Annotated in this window: 18 protein-coding genes; 4 read left to right on the top strand and 14 right to left on the bottom strand. The window is 63.7% G+C overall.

All coding sequences use genetic code 11. From position 1 onward, the window contains the following. Positions 1-89 precede the first annotated feature (89 nt). The 8 genes from NLM27_RS22935 to NLM27_RS22970 form a co-directional block, all read right to left on the bottom strand. Positions 90-1,700 carry an IS1182 family transposase gene (locus NLM27_RS22935; protein ID WP_254145480.1) on the bottom strand — a complete coding sequence of 537 codons (1,611 nt, stop codon included), beginning with the start codon at positions 1,698-1,700 and terminating at the stop codon, positions 90-92. Positions 1,701-1,768: 68 nt separating this feature from the next. Continuing rightward, on the bottom strand, positions 1,769-2,251 hold the full coding sequence (locus NLM27_RS22940; RefSeq protein WP_254145481.1) for a GNAT family N-acetyltransferase: 483 nt from the start codon (positions 2,249-2,251) through the stop codon (positions 1,769-1,771). A 77-nt stretch (positions 2,252-2,328) separates the two neighbouring features. Next, on the bottom strand, positions 2,329-3,939 hold the full coding sequence (locus tag NLM27_RS22945; protein WP_254142551.1) for an IS1182 family transposase: 1,611 nt from the start codon (positions 3,937-3,939) through the stop codon (positions 2,329-2,331). A 193-nt stretch (positions 3,940-4,132) separates the two neighbouring features. Beyond that, on the bottom strand, positions 4,133-5,290 hold the full coding sequence (locus NLM27_RS22950; RefSeq protein WP_254145482.1) for a hypothetical protein: 1,158 nt from the start codon (positions 5,288-5,290) through the stop codon (positions 4,133-4,135). Positions 5,291-5,324: 34 nt separating this feature from the next. Continuing rightward, a complete protein-coding gene (locus NLM27_RS22955; protein WP_254145483.1) occupies positions 5,325-5,996 on the bottom strand; it encodes a methyltransferase domain-containing protein in 672 nt (223 codons plus the stop codon). Between the two features lie 36 nt (positions 5,997-6,032). Then, positions 6,033-6,548 (bottom strand): GNAT family N-acetyltransferase, encoded by a 516-nt coding sequence (locus tag NLM27_RS22960; RefSeq protein WP_254145484.1) that lies wholly within the window; start codon positions 6,546-6,548, stop codon positions 6,033-6,035. 122 nt (positions 6,549-6,670) lie between these two features. Then, positions 6,671-7,618 carry a glycosyltransferase family 2 protein gene (locus tag NLM27_RS22965; protein WP_254145485.1) on the bottom strand — a complete coding sequence of 316 codons (948 nt, stop codon included), beginning with the start codon at positions 7,616-7,618 and terminating at the stop codon, positions 6,671-6,673. Positions 7,619-7,679: 61 nt separating this feature from the next. Beyond that, entirely contained in the window at positions 7,680-8,171 is a 492-nt protein-coding gene (locus NLM27_RS22970) for an NUDIX domain-containing protein (RefSeq protein ID WP_254145486.1), read from the bottom strand. 147 nt (positions 8,172-8,318) lie between these two features. Here NLM27_RS22970 and NLM27_RS22975 point away from each other — a divergent pair, with 147 nt between their 5' ends. Then, positions 8,319-9,203, top strand: a complete 885-nt coding sequence (locus tag NLM27_RS22975) for a metallophosphoesterase (RefSeq protein ID WP_254145487.1) — start codon at positions 8,319-8,321, stop codon at positions 9,201-9,203. A 105-nt stretch (positions 9,204-9,308) separates the two neighbouring features. Here the strand turns inward: NLM27_RS22975 and NLM27_RS22980 are convergent, their stop codons facing one another. The 3 genes from NLM27_RS22980 to NLM27_RS22990 form a co-directional block, all read right to left on the bottom strand. Continuing rightward, positions 9,309-9,863 (bottom strand): hypothetical protein, encoded by a 555-nt coding sequence (locus tag NLM27_RS22980; protein ID WP_254145488.1) that lies wholly within the window; start codon positions 9,861-9,863, stop codon positions 9,309-9,311. 183 nt (positions 9,864-10,046) lie between these two features. Beyond that, a complete protein-coding gene (locus NLM27_RS22985; protein ID WP_254145489.1) occupies positions 10,047-10,253 on the bottom strand; it encodes a hypothetical protein in 207 nt (68 codons plus the stop codon). Between the two features lie 27 nt (positions 10,254-10,280). After that, positions 10,281-11,915, bottom strand: a complete 1,635-nt coding sequence (locus NLM27_RS22990) for an isocitrate lyase (protein WP_254145490.1) — start codon at positions 11,913-11,915, stop codon at positions 10,281-10,283. 412 nt (positions 11,916-12,327) lie between these two features. On the opposite strand from NLM27_RS22990, the gene NLM27_RS22995 reads away from it, so the two are divergent. After that, a complete protein-coding gene (locus NLM27_RS22995; protein WP_254145491.1) occupies positions 12,328-13,773 on the top strand; it encodes a short-chain fatty acyl-CoA regulator family protein in 1,446 nt (481 codons plus the stop codon). Between the two features lie 142 nt (positions 13,774-13,915). Here the strand turns inward: NLM27_RS22995 and NLM27_RS23000 are convergent, their stop codons facing one another. Further along, complete coding sequence (locus tag NLM27_RS23000) at positions 13,916-14,209, bottom strand: antibiotic biosynthesis monooxygenase (RefSeq protein WP_254145492.1); 294 nt, start codon at positions 14,207-14,209, stop codon at positions 13,916-13,918. A 229-nt stretch (positions 14,210-14,438) separates the two neighbouring features. Between NLM27_RS23000 and NLM27_RS23005 the strand changes: the two genes are divergently transcribed. Both NLM27_RS23005 and NLM27_RS23010 read left to right on the top strand, forming a co-directional pair. After that, positions 14,439-15,245 (top strand): hypothetical protein, encoded by an 807-nt coding sequence (locus NLM27_RS23005; RefSeq protein WP_254145493.1) that lies wholly within the window; start codon positions 14,439-14,441, stop codon positions 15,243-15,245. A gap of 175 nt (positions 15,246-15,420) precedes the next feature. Then, complete coding sequence (locus NLM27_RS23010; RefSeq protein ID WP_254145494.1) at positions 15,421-15,774, top strand: hypothetical protein; 354 nt, start codon at positions 15,421-15,423, stop codon at positions 15,772-15,774. 183 nt (positions 15,775-15,957) lie between these two features. On the opposite strand, the gene NLM27_RS23015 is transcribed toward NLM27_RS23010, so the two are convergent. Both NLM27_RS23015 and htpX read right to left on the bottom strand, forming a co-directional pair. Further along, the gene (locus NLM27_RS23015) at positions 15,958-16,602 is read right to left on the bottom strand and encodes a tetratricopeptide repeat protein (RefSeq protein ID WP_254145495.1); all 645 of its coding nucleotides are present in this window, start codon (positions 16,600-16,602) and stop codon (positions 15,958-15,960) included. Positions 16,603-16,739: 137 nt separating this feature from the next. Further along, entirely contained in the window at positions 16,740-17,681 is a 942-nt protein-coding gene (gene htpX, locus NLM27_RS23020) for a zinc metalloprotease HtpX (protein ID WP_254145496.1), read from the bottom strand. Positions 17,682-17,754: the final 73 nt, after the last annotated feature.

Raw genomic sequence — 17,754 nt, forward strand, 5'->3', positions numbered from 1 at the left:
GGAGCGGAGCGAAATCCGGGTTCTCACCCTACGGAAAGACCTTCCCGGATTACGCTACGAGGCTGGGCAAGTATTTGTTTGGGCGCGGCTTACGCGGCATATCGGAAAATTGGACGGATTTGGGCTCGGATTGGCGCTGGAGCGGGCCGTATCCGGGTGATGATGTCGGTGATGTCGGTGATGGCGTTGAGCAGCAAGAGTGCCAAATGCGGAAGCCGGCTTGCCAGATAGGCCATGAAGGCGTCGAGGCCGAGAATGCTGAGGACTCGGGAGAAATTGTAGCAAAGCGCCATCAGGCTCCATTCGCCACAGACTTTGTCGAAGCCGCGGACGAGGAAGTGGCGGTAGCCGGCCCGGCATTTGATGGTGCCGAAGGGGTGTTCGGCGAGTTCGGCGCGGCGGCGCATCTGGGCCTCGGCGCCCTGCATCCGCGCGCGATGCCGATCCAGCACCGCTTCATGCTCCCAGCGCTGGACGGTGCGCGTCGGGATCTTGACGGTGACACAGCGCGCGCGCAGCGGGCAGGCGTCGCAATCTGACTTGCGGCTGACATACCTGATCTCGATCCGGTTGCCGTTGGTCTTGCGACCGTCCGTGGGACGCAGCTGCTTGCCGGCGGGACAGCGATAGACATCCGCTTCGGCGTCGTAGGCGAACGCCTCATGGCTGATGCGATCCTGCGCTTCGAGCCGCGTGGTTCGCTTGGCCAGCGGAACGTAGGCGGCAATGCCGTTCTCCTCGCAGTCCTTGAGCGTATGGCCGTTGTAGTAGCCGGTATCGGCGAGAACCGTCAGCGTCTCGACGCCAAGCTCGTCCTTTGCGGCCTTGGCCATGTCGTAAAGCTGGCCGCTATCGTTGCCGTCGTTGACGACCTCGCTCGCCGCGATCAGAGCGTGCTTGTCGTCGACGCCGATCTGAACGTTATAGCCTGCCACCACCTGGCCGTTCTTCGACAACAGGCGGGCATCCGGATCGGTTCGCGACAGCTGCGTCTGCCCGCTCTCCTCCAGTCGTGCCAGATCGGCCTGCAAGCTGGCGCGCTTGGCCATCAACGCCGCCACCTCTTGTGCGAGGTCTCCGCCGCGACTGCCATCGCCTCCGCCATCCCGCCCCGCGGGTGGACGTTCCACCTCGGCGCTGTCGTTGGCCTCGAGCGTGGCACCATAGGCTTCAATATCCTGCTCGATCTCCGCCAGCCGCTTGGCGAGCTTGCGCTGCGTTTTGATGCTCGCCTTGCTGGCGTTGCCATCAAAAAACGCACCGTCGATCGCCACAACCTCTCCGCCAATCAGACCGAGTTCGCGCAGCATCAGCACAAACTCCCGGTTCACCGCCTTGAGCGTCTTCCAGTTCTCCTGGCGGAACTTGGCGATGGTGCGATAGCCCGGCACCAGGCGCTTCATCAGCCAGATCAGTTCCAGATTGCGCCGGGCTTCGCGCTCCAGGTTGCGCGACGACCGGATCCGGTTCAGGTAGCCATAAAGATAAAGCTTCAGCAGGTCGGCCGGGTCATAAGGTGGCTGTCCAGCCCCGCCGCTCGATCCGGCATGGCGGAAGCCAAGCTTCCCGAGGTCAAGCGCTGCAACAAAAGCCTCGATCACCCGAACCGGATTGTCGCCGGCCACATAATCTTCCACCCGCGCCGGCAGAAGGCTCGGCTGATCCCGCCCGACGCCGGTTTTGAAGGTACGATTCGTCATGCCGAATCCTACCTTCACTCGATGTTAGAATCTTGCCCAGTCTCTACGCTCCATCCGGGCTACGGACCTCACGTCGCACGCGTCAGCGGCTTCTCGAAGCGCCATTGGTCGACGGGGAACGGTCCGTTCGACGTCTCCGACAGCATCACGAAGGTGCCGGCCTTGCGCCAGCCGCTTTTCTCGTAGAACCGTGCGGCGCGATTGTTGCCCACGGCACACGCCAGCCAGGCCAGGCTCACTCCGCGCGCGGCGAGCCGTGCCTCCGCATCGGCGATCAGCGCCGCGGCCACCCCCAACCCATGCGCTTGTGACGACACGAAGAGCTGGTACAATTCGTCACCCCTGATGGCGCAGAAGCCGAGCGGCGCGCCGGCCGCGCCGACGACGCAGACATTGGGAAGCATGACCGCGAGGCGATCGCGAAAGCTCGAGAGCGTGCGGAGGCGGACCAGCTCGGGCGGCGCTAGCGAGGCGTGCGAACCATGCCAGACGTCGTGCCACAGCTGCGCGAGATGATCGATCTCACCGATATCAGCTGGCCGCACCTGCATCGTTGATCCTCCCTCCAGACAAGAATTGTAGCCCGGATGAAGCGAAGAGGCTGGGCAAGTATTTGTTTGGGCGCGGCTTACGCGGCATATCGGAAAATTGGACGGATTTGGGCTCGGATTGGCGCTGGAGCGGGCCGTATCCGGGTGATGATGTCGGTGATGTCGGTGATGGCGTTGAGCAGCAAGAGTGCCAAATGCGGAAGCCGGCTTGCCAGATAGGCCATGAAGGCGTCGAGGCCGAGAATGCTGAGGACTCGGGAGAAATTGTAGCAAAGCGCCATCAGGCTCCATTCGCCACAGACTTTGTCGAAGCCGCGGACGAGGAAGTGGCGGTAGCCGGCCCGGCATTTGATGGTGCCGAAGGGGTGTTCGGCGAGTTCGGCGCGGCGGCGCATCTGGGCCTCGGCGCCCTGCATCCGCGCGCGATGCCGATCCAGCACCGCTTCATGCTCCCAGCGCTGGACGGTGCGCGTCGGGATCTTGACGGTGACACAGCGCGCGCGCAGCGGGCAGGCGTCGCAATCTGACTTGCGGCTGACATACCTGATCTCGATCCGGTTGCCGTTGGTCTTGCGACCGTCCGTGGGACGCAGCTGCTTGCCGGCGGGACAGCGATAGACATCCGCTTCGGCGTCGTAGGCGAACGCCTCATGGCTGATGCGATCCTGCGCTTCGAGCCGCGTGGTTCGCTTGGCCAGCGGAACGTAGGCGGCAATGCCGTTCTCCTCGCAGTCCTTGAGCGTATGGCCGTTGTAGTAGCCGGTATCGGCGAGAACCGTCAGCGTCTCGACGCCAAGCTCGTCCTTTGCGGCCTTGGCCATGTCGTAAAGCTGGCCGCTATCGTTGCCGTCGTTGACGACCTCGCTCGCCGCGATCAGAGCGTGCTTGTCGTCGACGCCGATCTGAACGTTATAGCCTGCCACCACCTGGCCGTTCTTCGACAACAGGCGGGCATCCGGATCGGTTCGCGACAGCTGCGTCTGCCCGCTCTCCTCCAGTCGTGCCAGATCGGCCTGCAAGCTGGCGCGCTTGGCCATCAACGCCGCCACCTCTTGTGCGAGGTCTCCGCCGCGACTGCCATCGCCTCCGCCATCCCGCCCCGCGGGTGGACGTTCCACCTCGGCGCTGTCGTTGGCCTCGAGCGTGGCACCATAGGCTTCAATATCCTGCTCGATCTCCGCCAGCCGCTTGGCGAGCTTGCGCTGCGTTTTGATGCTCGCCTTGCTGGCGTTGCCATCAAAAAACGCACCGTCGATCGCCACAACCTCTCCGCCAATCAGACCGAGTTCGCGCAGCATCAGCACAAACTCCCGGTTCACCGCCTTGAGCGTCTTCCAGTTCTCCTGGCGGAACTTGGCGATGGTGCGATAGCCCGGCACCAGGCGCTTCATCAGCCAGATCAGTTCCAGATTGCGCCGGGCTTCGCGCTCCAGGTTGCGCGACGACCGGATCCGGTTCAGGTAGCCATAAAGATAAAGCTTCAGCAGGTCGGCCGGGTCATAAGGTGGCTGTCCAGCCCCGCCGCTCGATCCGGCATGGCGGAAGCCAAGCTTCCCGAGGTCAAGCGCTGCAACAAAAGCCTCGATCACCCGAACCGGATTGTCGCCGGCCACATAATCTTCCACCCGCGCCGGCAGAAGGCTCGGCTGATCCCGCCTGACGCCGGTTTTGAAGGTACGATTCGTCATGCCGAATCCTACCTTCACTCGATGTTAGAATCTTGCCCAGTCTCGAAGCGCAATCCGGGGAAACCTGTCGCGGCCGATGCACTAAAGCGCGATGAGAGCAGGATGAATCGTCATCGCGCTTTAGGTCATTGTTTGAGCATGATCTTTTCGGAAAACCGCTTCACACTTTTCCGGATCATGCCTTAACCTGAATTCATCGCGCTTTGGCCCAGGCCGCCGCTTCGGGGGCATCCTCTGTCGCTTCCTGGAACAGGACGGCAAACAGCAGGCTCCACAGCGTCAGGAGAGAAATGGGGATGGTGTAGTATGGCGTCGCGATCGGATAGGTGACGAAGAAGGCGAGATTGATCGCCAGATTGGCGATCGCAAGCTGCGCGACGCGGCGAGCATCATTCGCCTGCCGCAGCAGCCAGATCGAGCTTACAATTCCGACGACGATCAACAACGTCTGGAGCGGGTCGGCGAGATACTCCCGGATCACTGCGAATGAAAAATCCAGCGGCCTGACATCGGGGTTGTTGCCGTAGGTCGACGCGAACGGGCTGCCGGCATTGACGGCGTAAGAGACGATGGTCGGCACCACGCCGGCCAGCAAGGCGATGCCGAAAGCCGCCCCCTGCAAGAACCGGGACATCGTGCGTTCCGCCAGGAACGCGACCAGGAGAAACATGCCATAGCCGGCCGCCAGGAAGAGATTGGCCAAGCGGAAATCGACGGTCAATCCGAGCAGGAAGCCGATGGCCGCCAACAGCCCGATCCTCGGTCGAGATTGCGGACCCGTCAGCCATCGCGCCGTGAGACATCCTGCAATCGCGCACACGACGGCCGTCGGGGCCATCGAATAGCTCGCCTTGATCGGATTGACCATCAGGTAGATTGCAAGACAGCCGAACGTCCCGGCCAGCAGGACCGACGCCGTGCTGCGCGCGAGAGAAAGGGCAAATAGCGCGAAGCCGAACACGATAACGGTCGCAAGCATGTACATGGGTACGACCTGGTGACCTGGCGGAAACAACGCCAACACGAGGCCGACACCCGGCGGGTACTGAATGACGACCCTCCCTGTGGCCGGCATCAGGTTGTGACAGGGCGCATCAGTCGTATCGTCCCATTTGGGGTAGTCGATCGCCTTCAGCTTTGCTTTCAGATAGCCGTCGTCGTCGCGGGCGAGGTCGGTGTCGAAGCCTCCCACCAGCCCAAACCTCTGGAACAGATGCGCCTGCCGCAGGTAGCAGATGTCGTCGTAGACGCCGCGCGCCTCGCTCCATCGCGACATGGTCCAGAAATGGCTGGCCAGCACCGCGAGAAACAGGACGGCGAAGACGGCTTTGATCGTACGGATTTTCGTCATTGGGATCATGCCGCGCGGGAGCGCCGGCTCTGCTTTAGCGGAATGCAAGATAGAGATTGGATGATAACGGGCCGAGCGACAAGCCGGTGTAGCCCACCGCCGCGGACTTGGCGATCGACGCGGTGAACTCCAGCAGCCGTTTCCGCGTCATCAAAATCAGGTTCTGCTCATCGGTCCATTCCGACTTGCCCGCGATCGAGCAGGCGATCCTGAACGTGCCATCGAAATAGTGCGCCAGCGGGATGGCCGTGTGGTGCTCGACCGGAAAGAACCTGTTGGGCACCGTGATGAACACCCGCCTCGCAACGCGGCAAAGCTCCTTGACCAGGAGCATCTGATTTTCGTGGCTTCCGGCATGCTCGAGCACGGCATTGGACGTCGCGACATCGAACGCGTTGTCGTCGAACGGTAGCCGCGTATTCGGCTCAATCTGCACGTAACGGCAGAGCGGAAAAGCCGCCTTGAACGCGACTCCTTCGCCGAGCCCGCAAGCTGTGATCTTGTGCTGATGCGGGTAGCTTCTCTCCAGCACATTTGCGCCGTCGTTGATCACGTCGGACACTCCGACGTCCAGGATCTCGTCCGACGCGGACGGCTGCATGTGGGCGATGAAATCCTGGAATATACGGTCGCGCGCCGCGATGAGCAGTTTTTCCGCGGTGCTCCCGGACGCCACCTCTCGATAATATTGTTGATCGACCGGCACTACCCTACCTCATGTGAGCTTCGAAGCGATGGCGCGTCAGGTTCGCGTCTTGCTCCAGTCCGGACCGACCGGCCCCGATACGCCTTCGAACGCACCCTCGACGAGCTCGACAACGAGGAGCCGGGCGTAATCCACCGGGCCGGGCATCGTGACTCGTCCCTTCGGCACCGGCTTGAAGCCGACGCGGCTGTAATAGGGCTCGTCGCCGACCAGCAGCACCAAGCGGTGGTCCTGCGCCTTCGCGTCGTTCAGCGCACGCTCGAGCAGCAGCCGACCGACGCCGCGGCCGCGGAACGGAGGCTCGACCGTCAGAGGCCCGAGCAGCAGCGCCGGCGTGTCGCCGATGCAGATCGGCAATTGCCGCACGGATCCGACCAGCAACGTACCGACGCGAGCGGTAAAGGACAGTTCGAGCACGTGATCCACGTGCTCGCGGAGGCGATATGCGCTAAGCACAAAGCGGCCGGGTCCGAAGGTGCGTTCGTGCAGCCGCTCGATCGCCTGCGCATCGCCGGCGGCTTCCGACCGAATGGTGACTGAGAGATCGTTCATCGCATTACAGCGCTTTCAAGCGGAGGCATCGGTTCGCATCGGAAAAACCGTCGGGCGGCGTCGGCGGGATATCACCTCGGAGGGCGGTGGTCCATCGGATTACATCCGCCTCAGAGGCCATTTCAGTTCCTCCCGAGCGGCGGTTGAGACAGATAGGCGAGCATCTTCATTTCCCGCCGGCCGCGCGTTACGGTGTCGAGCACGAGTCCCGACGACGCCGAAAGCAACGCCATGATCATCAGACCCATGGAGAGCACGGCGGTCGGCAGGCGCGGCACGAGGCCGGTTTCGAGGAAGGTGATGACGACGGGCAATCCGAGCGCGATCGACAGCAGCGCGAAGACGATGCCGATCGCCGAAAAGAAGCGCAGCGGCCGCTCCGATCGGTTGAGCTTCAGCATCGTGTTGAAGATGCGCAAACCATCCTGCCATGTGTTGAGCTTGGAGAAGGAGCCTTCCGGGCGTGCATAATAAGGCGTCTCGATCTCGGCGGCCGGAAGCGACAATTCCAGCGCATAGACCGCAAATTCGGTCTCGATCTCGAAACCGTCGGACAAGACGGGGAAGGATTTGACGAAGCGGCGCGAGAACACGCGGTAACCGGACAGCATGTCCTTGAAGGCGTGGCCGAAGGTTGACGCCAGGAAACCGGTAAACAGACGGTTGCCCATGCGATGACCGCGTCGGTAGGCCGCTTGCGATTGATCGACACGCAGCCCCACAACCATATCCAGATGCTCATCGAGCAGCTTGTCGATCATGCGGGGCGCGCTCGGCGCGTCATAGGTTGCATCACCATCGACGAGCACGTAGACGTCGGCCTCGACGTCCGCGAACATGCGGCGCACGACGTGGCCTTTGCCCTGGCGACGTTCGCTGCGCACGATCGCTCCGGCCTCGCGCGCGATCGCCGCGGTACGATCGGTCGAGTTGTTGTCGTACACGTAGACTTCAGCCGCAGGCAGTGCCTTGCGGAAATCGGCGACGACCGTCGCGACGGCGGCTTCCTCATTGTAGCAGGGAACCAGCACGGCGACCCGGAATGGCCATGACCTCGTCGATTCAGACAATCTTCATCCCTCGTCCATACGTCGCGACCACCGACGCGGTGACTACTAGCACAGGCCGCCCTCACCGCCACGTCGCAATCGGAGCCTGGCCGCCCGCTACTTCCGCGATCCGCAACCGCGTGCCGGGCGTGGTCCCCTCGGGTAGGGCCGTGATCGCGAAGAACCCGCATTCGACGATCTCGCGGTTGGGCGCGGGCAGGCGGTCCTGGCTGAACTGCCTGATTACGTAGACCGCGACGTGGTCGCGGCGGGAGACATGGCTGTTGAGGAAGATGCCGTGCAGCACGACCTCTCCGATCAGATCGATGTCGCCCTCCTCCTTGAGCTCGCGCCGCAGCGCCTCTTCCATGGTCTCGCCGAAGTCGACGCCGCCGCCGGGCAGATACCAGCCACTGACATAGCTGTGCCTGACCAGGAACACCCGGTTCTCGGCATCCAGCACCACGGCGCGGACGCCGAGCGTCATGCCGCGGACGAGCAGGAAATAGGCGTGGAAGATTCGCCGCAGCAGCGGCTCTGCTTTCCGTCGGACACGGTCCAGTCGTTCTCCCATCAGGCTTCCTTGACGCCCCGCTTCAGGCTTGCTTGTTCAGACTTGGATTTCAGGCTTGGGTTTCAGGCTTGGCTCGTTCACGCCTGGCTTGCGCCTTCCCTGTGACCTTGCCATTACAGCGGAGCAATAGCGAGGCAATCGCAGGCCATGGCACCCTTCACGCTCGCCCATCTGTCCGATCCGCATCTGCCACCCTTGCCGAAGCCGCGGCTGATCGAGCTCGCCGGCAAGCGCGCACTCGGCTACGTCAACTGGACGCGCAACCGGCATAAATACCAGCGCCGCGAGGTGCTCGATGCGCTGGTCGCCGACATGAAGGCCCAGGCGCCCGACCACATCGCGGTGACGGGCGATCTCGTCAACCTGGCGCTGGAAGCCGAGTTCGCGCCGGCCCTGGCCTGGCTCAAAAGCGTCGGCACGCCCGACCGCGTCACTGCGATCCCCGGCAATCATGACGCCTATGTCAGCGCGACGCGTCATCGCTTCGGCGAGACGTTTCTGCACTACATCGCCGCGGACACGCCCGGTGCGGCGGTCTTTCCCGCCGTGCGCCGGCGCGGGCCGCTCGCGCTGATCAGCCTGTCCACGGCAGTGCCGACCCTGCCGCTGATGGCGACGGGCACGCTCGGGCGCGATCAGCTCGCATCTCTCGAAGCGGTCCTCGAGCGCCTCGCGGCCGAGGATGTTTTCCGCGTGCTGCTGGTGCATCATCCGCTGAAGTCGGCCGCGCGCCAGAAGCGGATGACGGACGCGGCCGCCTTGCTGGCGCTCTTGAAGCGCCACGGCGTCGAGCTGATCCTGCACGGGCACGACCACATTCATTCGACGATGTGGTTCGAAGGGCCCAACGGCAACATTCCCGCGCTCGGCGTACCCTCCGCCTCCGCGCTCGCGCACGGGCGCTACCCGGCGGCGGCCTATAATCTGTTCACGATCGAGAAGGACAATGCCGGCTGGCGCTGCGAGCAGACGGTGCGGAGCCTGGGCGCTGGATTTCAGATCGGACAGATCAAGCATGCACGGTTGATCTAGATCACCGTCATTGCGAGCGCAGCGAAGCAATCCAGGGATCTCTCCGCGGAGGCAGTCTGGATTGCTTCGTCGCAAGGGCTCCTCGCAATGACGATGGAGGGAGCCTCACCAGCTCCGCAAGGCCGCCAGCACGGCGACGCCGAACAAGGCGGCAGCACCGAGCACGAATCCGAACACGAACGGCCAGACGCGCGAGCGGCGCGGCGGCTCGGTGGCCGGGGCCTGCGGTTCGGGCGGGACCACCATCGCGTGCTCGCGCTCGATCATGCGGCGCGCGACATAGTCGGTGACGGCCTCGACGATAACGGCGGTGTCGTGCGATTCGGCGAGCACGATGCGGCCGAAGCGGGTGTCCTGGACGAAGCGATACATCCGCTTGTCACGCCCCATCACGATGTGGGCGACGACGTCGATCCAGAGTCTCGGCGTATCGCCCTGGCTGATGCCGCGGTCGAACAGGTCGATCTTATCAGGCACCTGCGCGAACAGGGGATCGAGCGCGTCGTTGAGGATCTCGAGCCGCGCCACCTCGGCATCCCTGAGGTCGACGACCACGCCGGTCCGGTCGGCGGCCTCGATCCGGGCGCGCAACAGCGCATCGCGCAGCCGCACCGGGCGCGGCTGGGTGGGATGGGTCCCGCTGGTTTCGGGCTCTGACATTGTCGGCCTCGTGCTCAAACACCATGGTTAACCTATCAGCAACCACAGCGCCCGCAAAGGGTCCACAATTCCAGATACTTACGGCACCCACAGACGTTTCACCTGTGCCAAAAACAGACGATCCCACCCAGGCAGGGCCTGGATGGGACCATCCGTCCTTGGACGTCTTCTTGGTTCAGTGCGTCAGGCCGAGACGCGCGACGGCTCTTCGACGATGGAGAAGCGGACGCCGGCCTTGTGGCGGCTCTCTTCCGACACTTCCTTCCAGCAGTCCTCGGCTTCCTTGCGGGACTTGAAGGGGCCTTTGACCTGGGCCGAGCCTTCCACGAGCTTGTGGAAGTTCATCGAACCGAACTCGCCGCCGATCACCCAGAAATTGCTGTTGGTCATTGTCAGTCTCCTCTCGAAGCGCGTGTGTTAGCCGAACTGGTTCATGGTGTTGTGGGCGCCGCCCGCCTTCAGGGCCGCTTCACCCGCGAAGTACTCCTTGTGGTCGTCGCCGATGTCGGAGCCGGCCATGTTCTGGTGCTTGGCGCAGGCGATGCCCTGACGGATCTCCTGGCGCTGCACGTTCTTGACGTAGCCGAGCATGCCCTGCTCGCCGAAATACTCCCTGGCGAGGTTGTCGGTGGACAGCGCGGCCGTGTGATAGGTCGGCAGCGTGATCAGGTGGTGGAAAATGCCGGCACGCTTGGCCGAATCCGCCTGGAACGTCCGGATGCGCTCGTCGGCTTCGATCGCCAGCGGCGTATCGTCGTATTCCGGCTTCATCAGCTCGGCGCGGTTGTACTTGCTGACATCCTTGCCGGCTTCCTTCATTGCGTCGTAGACCTGCCAACGGAAGTTGATGGTCCAGTTGAACGACGGCGAGTTGTTGTAGGCGAGCTTGGCGTTCGGGATGACCTTGCGGATGCGGTCGACCATCTTGGCGATCTGCTCGATATGCGGCTTCTCGGTCTCGATCCACAGCAGGTCCGCGCCGTTCTGCAGCGAGGTGATGCTGTCGAGCACGCAGCGGTCTTCGCCCGTGCCCGGACGGAACTGGTAGAGGTTCGAGGGCAGCCGCTTCGGACGCATCATCTTGCCGTTGCGGTTGATGATGACGTCGCCGTTGCGAGCGTTCTCCGCGGTGATTTCCTCACAATCGAGGAAGCTGTTGTACTGGTCGCCGATGTCGCCCGGCTTATGACTGACGGCGATCTGCTGCGTCAGGCCGGCGCCGAGCGAGTCGGTGCGGGTCACGATGATGCCGTCTTCGACGCCGAGCTCGAGGAAGGCGTGGCGGCAGGCACGGATCTTCGCGATGAACACCTCGTGCGGCACGGTGACCTTGCCGTCCTGATGGCCGCACTGCTTCTCGTCCGAGACCTGGTTCTCGATTTGGAGCGCGCAGGCGCCCGCCTCGATCATCTTCTTGGCGAGTAGGTAGGTCGCCTCCGCATTGCCGAAGCCGGCATCGATGTCGGCGATGACAGGCACGACGTGGGTCTGGAAGTTGTCGATCTTCTCGATCAGCTCCTTCTCCCTGACCTTGTCGCCTTCCTTGCGCGCCTTGTCGAGCGTGCGGAAGATGTCGTTCAGCTCGCGCGAGTCGGCCTGACGCAGGAACGTGTAGAGCTCTTCGATCAACGCCGGCACCGAAGTCTTTTCGTGCATCGACTGGTCGGGCAGCGGGCCGAACTCGGAGCGCAGCGCCGCAATCATCCAGCCGGAGAGATACAGATAGGTGCGATCGGTCTTGCCGCCGAAATGCTTCTTGACCGAGATCAGCTTCTGCTGGGCGATGAAGCCGTGCCAGCAACCCAGCGACTGGGTGTACTTGGTCGGATCGTTGTCATAGGCCGCCATGTCGGCCCGCATCAGCGCCGCGGTGTAGCGGGCGACGTCGAGGCCGGTCTTGAAGCGGTTCTGCAGCCGCATGCGCGCGACCGCCTCGGCCGACACCCCGTTCCAGGTCGGCTTGGTCTCGAGGAGCGCCTGGGCCGCCTCGATCTCGCTCTGATACGAACCGGGGCCCTGGAGGGTGCTGATGCCGCGTGGCTGGTAGTTCATGTCTCGATCCTTTCGCTGATGACAACGCAACTGGCGCTGTCATCGACATTTTTGACAGTGCATTGCGAAATGCGTGTCATGAGCTAAACGTCAGAAAGAGAAGTTCGTACAGAGGCCTTGTATTTGAATGGTGATGTCATGTAACATCAGAACATGTAACAGATGTTATTTTGTAAATTTTGTAAAATATATGGGTCAGCAAAACTGTCCTTTAATGCCCCAGGAGAGCTGAAATGCCCGCCAAGTCCGTTATTTTCTCCCTGTCCCCGTTCTTACGGGGAGAGGGTCGGGGTGAGGGGCTCTCTCCGCGAGTTCGTCTTGCACCTCCCCTGGGGAAGTTCCCCCTCACCCGCCACGCTTCGCGTGTCGGCCTCTCCCCGCACGCGGGGAGAGGCGAAGAGGAGCGCCGCTGATGCCCGCCGAATCCGGGAAAAAACTGTTCGTCGGCCCGCGCTTCCGGCGGATCCGGCAGCAATTGGGGCTGTCGCAGACCCAGATCGCCGAGGGGCTCTCGATCTCGCCGAGCTACGTCAACCTGATCGAGCGCAACCAGCGCCCGGTGACGGCGCAGATCCTGCTGCGGCTGGCCGAGACCTACGACCTCGACCTGCGCGACCTCGCAACCGCCGACGAGGACCGTTTCTTCGCCGAGCTCAACGAGATCTTCTCCGATCCCCTGTTCCGCCAGATCGACGTTCCCAAGCAGGAACTGCGCGACCTCGCCGAGCTCTGCCCCGGCGTCACCCATGCGCTGCAACGGCTCTACGCCGCCTACACCGAGGCGCGCCAGGGCGAGACGCTGGCCGCCGCGCAAATGGCCGACCGCGACGTCGGCACGCGCTATGAAGCCAATCCGGTCGAGCGCGTGCGCGAGCTGATCGAGGCCAATCGCAACTATTTTCCGGAGCTCGAGCAGGCCGCGGAGACGCTTCGCGATGAGCTGAACGTGCCGGCCGAAGGACTTTACGCCGCGCTTGCGGCACGCTTGCGCGAAAAGCATTCGATCCAGACCCGGATCATGCCTGTCGACGTGATGCGCGAGACGCTGCGGCGCTTCGATCGCCACCGCCGCCAGCTCCTGATCTCCGAGCTGGTCGACCCGCCCGGCCGTGCGTTCCAGCTCGCCTTCCAGCTCGGGCTCGGTGAATGCGCGCAAGCCCTGGAGACCATCATCGGCCGCGCCGGTCCGCTCGACGACGCGCCGCGCCGGCTGTTCCGCATCACGCTCGGCAATTACTTTGCGGCAGCCGTGATGATGCCCTATCCGGCTTTCCTCGCCGCAGCCGAGGCGCTCAATTACGATATCCACGTGCTGGCGCAGCGCTTCAATTCCGGTTTCGAGCAGGTCTGCCATCGCCTCACCACCCTGCAGCGGCCGAACGCGCGCGGCATTCCGTTCTTCCTCTTGCGCGTCGACAATGCCGGCAACGTCTCGAAGCGCTTTTCCTCCGGCACCTTCCCGTTCTCGAAATTCGGCGGCACCTGCCCGCTGTGGAACGTGCATTCGACGTTCGACACGCCCGACCGCCTGCTCAAGCAGGTGATCGAACTCTCAGACGGCACGCGCTATTTCTCGATCGCGCAGATGGTGCGCCGTCCCGTCGCGCCGCATCCGCTGCCGCAGCCGCGCTTCGCCATCGGCCTCGGCTGCGAGATCCGCCACGCCGCGCGCCTGACCTACGCCGCCGGCATCGACCTGGAGAAAACCGAGGGCACGCCGATCGGCGTCAACTGCCGCCTCTGCGAGCGCGAAAACTGCGCCCAGCGCGCCGAGCCGCCGATCACGCGCACGCTGATCCTGGACGAGACGACGCGGCGGGTGTCGAGTTTCGCGTTTTCGAATGCGAGGGAGTTGTGAGGCTCGCTCTCTTCTCCGTCATGGCATTGCGAGCGAAGCGAAGCAATCCAGACTGTCTCCACAGCAACAGTCTGTATTGCTTCGTCGCCAGCGCAAAATTGCTTCGCAATTTTGTCGCGGGCTCCTCGCAATGACGAAGGGCCTACGCCAGCGTATGCACGATTACCGGCCCCGCGGCGGCGCTTGCATGTCCGGCGAGTAGCGAGCTGAGATCCTTCTCGATCCAAGCGATCGCGCGCCGGTTCGCCTCCTCCGCCTGCTCGAACTTGTCGAAGATCGAGATCGCGGTCACCGTGTCGTCGCCGGCATAGACGACGTAATAGGCGCGGAAACCGTCGACGTCGCTGATGATCGGAACGGCGCCGTCCTTGATGCGGCGCGCCAGCTCTTCCGCGCTTCCGCTTTTCGCCTTGGCCTGACGGATGGCGGCATACATGGCATCCTCCTACCGGCTGTCTGGACTTTCGGGCCTGGCGCCCGAAGCGAATGTTACGCCGAAGCACGCCGCCAATCCACGCTTGGTTAACCCCGCACTAATCCGCCTCCGCGATCTGCAACCAAGGATTAAGCACGCCTCAACATCGCTGCCTTAGTGTCGCCTCACTCACTTTTCGCAAACAACGGTGGCCTATCCTGCCGGGCGACGTGAGATCAGGGGGTTCATCATGCGCATTGCGTTGCTGCTGACCGCAACCATTGTCGGCGCGCTTTTCGCCGATCCAACCATTGCCGGGGCGCTCGATGCGTCCACCGAGGCCGCGCAGCCGCTGCCGCCGGGCTTCCAGAGCTACCGCGGCTACATGTTCGACCTGTCGGAGAATTCCGACCGCAAGGATGTCGACAAGCTCACCAACAATCTGAAGAGCCAGATCGACGTCGTCGAAGGCGTCGGCCTGTCGCCGCGCGTGCTGCGCTTCTTCCACACCGTTCCGATCGTCGCGAGCGAGCTGGCCTGCCTCGACGAAGGCGCCGCGACCGCGTGCTACGGCCGGGTCACGCCGGACATCCAGCGCAGCGCGCCCCGGACGCTGACGGTCTGGGATCCCAGCAAGCAGCGCTGGACCAATCCCAATGCCATCGACCTCGCGGTCGATTCCGGCCTCGGCGTGATCATGCTGCGGCCGGACATGATGCGGTACGAGAAGGAGGCCGTGCTGCTGCACGAACTGCTGCACGCCTATCATGCGCGGCTGTTGCCGGACGGCTACGCCAACAAGGGCGTGATCGCCTACTTTGCCCTGGCGAAGTCCAAGGACCTGTTGCCCAGGGAATCCTATGCGATGAAGAATCCCATGGAGTTCTTTGCCGTGACCGCGAGCATCTTCCTGGCCGGGAAAAGCGAATTCCACGATCCGAAGTCGCGCGAGGCGCTCAAGGAGAAGATGCCGGACTATTACAAATACCTGGTCGGCGTGTTCGGCTTCGACCCCGACCCGGCGCCGTCGAGCGGTCCGGTCGCCTCGCTGAAGTAAGGCGGACGCCGCGTCGCCTGCGCCAGACGACATCAGAGAGCCGCGCGAAACGCGCGGCTTTTTTGTTTTGCAGGCCGGAAGCTGCGGATGACGTGCAGGCGGCAATTGCCAAGGTGGGGCCCGATCTGCATAGTCCCGCCCGCATCGATACCGTTTTCGAAGAGGATAGAACAATATGGCGGACGCCGACCTGGATGTCGTGATCCGGCAACTGGCCAGACAGCTGCATACGGGCCTGATGACCCGCGCCAAGGAGCGGCGGGATCGCTTCAACGGCCTTGCGGCCAAGGCCAAGGGCAAAGAGACCGGCGACCGCTTCAAGATGATGGCCAAGGCCACTCTGGAGCAGGCCACCGCTGCCGCCAAGCGCCTGCAGATGTCCGCCGACAACGTCGCCGACAGCTACGCCCGTGCCATGCGCCTCGCCGCCAGCACGCCGGTCGCAGTGAAGGTGGAGAAGAAGGCGAAGGAAGAGAAGCCCGAAAAGAAGCCCAAAGCGAAGAAGGCGAAAGCCAAGAAGGCGAAGTAAGGCGCGAGGTGCTTTCCCTTCTCCCCTTGTGGGAGAAGGTGGCGCGAAGCGCCGGATGAGGGGTTCTTTGCGCTCGCAAGACAGCTCGTGAGGATAGAAACCCCTCACCCGTCTCGCCACTTCGCGGCGAGCCACCCTCTCCCACAAGGGGAGAGGGAAAGAGTGCAGCGCTCCTCGAATATTTCACCTTCTCGGCGCCGCCATCCGGGTCGTCGGCTCGGCGCTGGAGAGCTCGGCGAGCTTGGCGCGTGCAGCCTCGTGCGTGCGGCCGTCCTTGCCGGGCGGCAGCGCCAGCGCGGCCTCCAGATCGGTGCGTGCGTCGTCGGCCTGGCCGCGGGCGAGGAAGGCAAGGCCACGGTCGAGGCGGACCTGCGCATCCGACGGATCGAGGCGGATCGCCGTGTTGTAGCTCAGGATGGCGCGGTCGAGATCGCCCATGGCGGCGAGCGCGAGACCGCGCTGATGATAGGGCGCGGCGAGCCTCGGATCATGCGCGATCGCCTCGTCGTAATCCGCAATGGCGAGCTCCAGATCGCCGTTCTGCCGGCGCGCCAGCGCGCGGTCGCGATAGAGCGAGGCGCGGTTGGGATTGAGATGGATGGCCTCGTCGAAATCGGCGATCGCGCGCCTGACGTCGCCGTGGCGCAGCGCGATCCGTCCGCGTCCCTCATAGGCGAAGGCGATCAGCGAGCCGCGCAACGGCGAGAAGCCGATCACGGCCGAGCAGATGTCGGAATCGTCCTCGTCGCCGCAATTGACGACCATGTGCGTGGACAGCCCAATGAGCACGCAAAGGACGATCAGCAATGGTACGACAGCTCTGGTCATCTTCGACGGTGGCCGGCGGCGGGCCGGCCACGCATCCCCTTTCGAAGAAATGGTCTCGCCGAGGTGTTAACACCGGCGCCGACGATCCAGTGTGCGCCAAGTCACAAAGCCGGGCGCAAATTCCAGCCGGTTCCGCATCAGCCCCAGGGACCGCGACCACGTGACGACGAGCGGCCCCACGGGCCCCGAGGCGGATAGTTCTCGTTGGCGCCGACCGAAGGCGCCGCCTGCGCGCCGAGCTCGGCCGCGAGTTGCTGGAGCGCGGCGATGCGGTTCTGGGTCGAAGGATGGGTGGCGAAGAGATTGTCGACGCCGTGGCCCGACAGCGGATTGATGATGAACATGTGCGCGGTAGCGGGATTACGTTCCGCATCATAGTTCGGCACTTGATGCGCCGCGCCCTCTATTTTCACCAGCGCGGAGGCCAGCCACATCGGCTGCCCGGCGATGCGCGCACCGAGATTGTCCGCGGCATATTCGCGGGTGCGGCTGATCGCCATCTGCACCAGCATGGCGGCGAGCGGGGCGAGGATCATCATCAGGATCGAACCGACGATGCCCGGGCCGTTATTGTTGTCGCGGTGACCGCCGAAGAACATGCCAAACTGTGCGAGCATGGAGATCGCACCCGCGATGGTCGCGGTGATGGTCATCAGCAGCGTGTCGTGATTTTTGATATGCGCAAGCTCGTGCGCGATCACGCCGGCGAGCTCCTCGCGGCTGAGCTGGTTCATCAGGCCGACGGTGACGGCGACCGCGGCGTTCTCGGGATTGCGGCCGGTCGCGAACGCGTTGGGCTGCGCCTCGTCCATCACGAACACACGCGGCATCGGCAGGCCTGCGCGGCCCGCCAGCTCCGCGACGAGCCCGACCAGCTCAGGCGCACTTTGGCGGTCGACCTCATGGGCGCCGTACATCGAAAGCACAGCACGGTCGGAGTTCCAGTAGGCGAAGAGATTTGTCGCCGCGGCAATGACGAGCGCGATCATGGCGCCGGAGGCACCGCCGATCAGATAGCCCACGCCCATGAACAGGGCGGTGAGGCCGGCGAGCAGCATTGCGGTACGAAAATAGTTCATGGCCGTCTCCTGGGGCGGCCGCGGGCGAACCTCTGGCCGGCCTCCACGAGGTATGATTGCGGCCAGCCACTGC

The sequence above is a fragment of the Bradyrhizobium sp. CCGB12 genome (genome assembly GCF_024199845.1).
Lineage (GTDB): Bacteria > Pseudomonadota > Alphaproteobacteria > Rhizobiales > Xanthobacteraceae > Bradyrhizobium.

What these genes read in the sequence shown, in the direction of transcription:
- NLM27_RS22935 (WP_254145480.1), bottom strand. Translation starts at nt 1,700, where the DNA reads ATGACGAATCGTACCTTCAAAACCGGCGTCGGGCGGGATCAGCCGAGC.
- NLM27_RS22940 (WP_254145481.1), bottom strand. Translation starts at nt 2,251, where the DNA reads ATGCAGGTGCGGCCAGCTGATATCGGTGAGATCGATCATCTCGCGCAG.
- NLM27_RS22945 (WP_254142551.1), bottom strand. Translation starts at nt 3,939, where the DNA reads ATGACGAATCGTACCTTCAAAACCGGCGTCAGGCGGGATCAGCCGAGC.
- NLM27_RS22950 (WP_254145482.1), bottom strand. Translation starts at nt 5,290, where the DNA reads ATGACGAAAATCCGTACGATCAAAGCCGTCTTCGCCGTCCTGTTTCTC.
- NLM27_RS22960 (WP_254145484.1), bottom strand. Translation starts at nt 6,548, where the DNA reads ATGAACGATCTCTCAGTCACCATTCGGTCGGAAGCCGCCGGCGATGCG.
- NLM27_RS22970 (WP_254145486.1), bottom strand. Translation starts at nt 8,171, where the DNA reads ATGGGAGAACGACTGGACCGTGTCCGACGGAAAGCAGAGCCGCTGCTG.
- NLM27_RS22975 (WP_254145487.1), top strand. Translation starts at nt 8,319, where the DNA reads ATGGCACCCTTCACGCTCGCCCATCTGTCCGATCCGCATCTGCCACCC.
- NLM27_RS22980 (WP_254145488.1), bottom strand. Translation starts at nt 9,863, where the DNA reads ATGTCAGAGCCCGAAACCAGCGGGACCCATCCCACCCAGCCGCGCCCG.
- NLM27_RS22985 (WP_254145489.1), bottom strand. Translation starts at nt 10,253, where the DNA reads ATGACCAACAGCAATTTCTGGGTGATCGGCGGCGAGTTCGGTTCGATG.
- NLM27_RS22990 (WP_254145490.1), bottom strand. Translation starts at nt 11,915, where the DNA reads ATGAACTACCAGCCACGCGGCATCAGCACCCTCCAGGGCCCCGGTTCG.
- NLM27_RS22995 (WP_254145491.1), top strand. Translation starts at nt 12,328, where the DNA reads ATGCCCGCCGAATCCGGGAAAAAACTGTTCGTCGGCCCGCGCTTCCGG.
- NLM27_RS23000 (WP_254145492.1), bottom strand. Translation starts at nt 14,209, where the DNA reads ATGTATGCCGCCATCCGTCAGGCCAAGGCGAAAAGCGGAAGCGCGGAA.
- NLM27_RS23005 (WP_254145493.1), top strand. Translation starts at nt 14,439, where the DNA reads ATGCGCATTGCGTTGCTGCTGACCGCAACCATTGTCGGCGCGCTTTTC.
- NLM27_RS23010 (WP_254145494.1), top strand. Translation starts at nt 15,421, where the DNA reads ATGGCGGACGCCGACCTGGATGTCGTGATCCGGCAACTGGCCAGACAG.
- NLM27_RS23015 (WP_254145495.1), bottom strand. Translation starts at nt 16,602, where the DNA reads ATGACCAGAGCTGTCGTACCATTGCTGATCGTCCTTTGCGTGCTCATT.
- htpX (WP_254145496.1), bottom strand. Translation starts at nt 17,681, where the DNA reads ATGAACTATTTTCGTACCGCAATGCTGCTCGCCGGCCTCACCGCCCTG.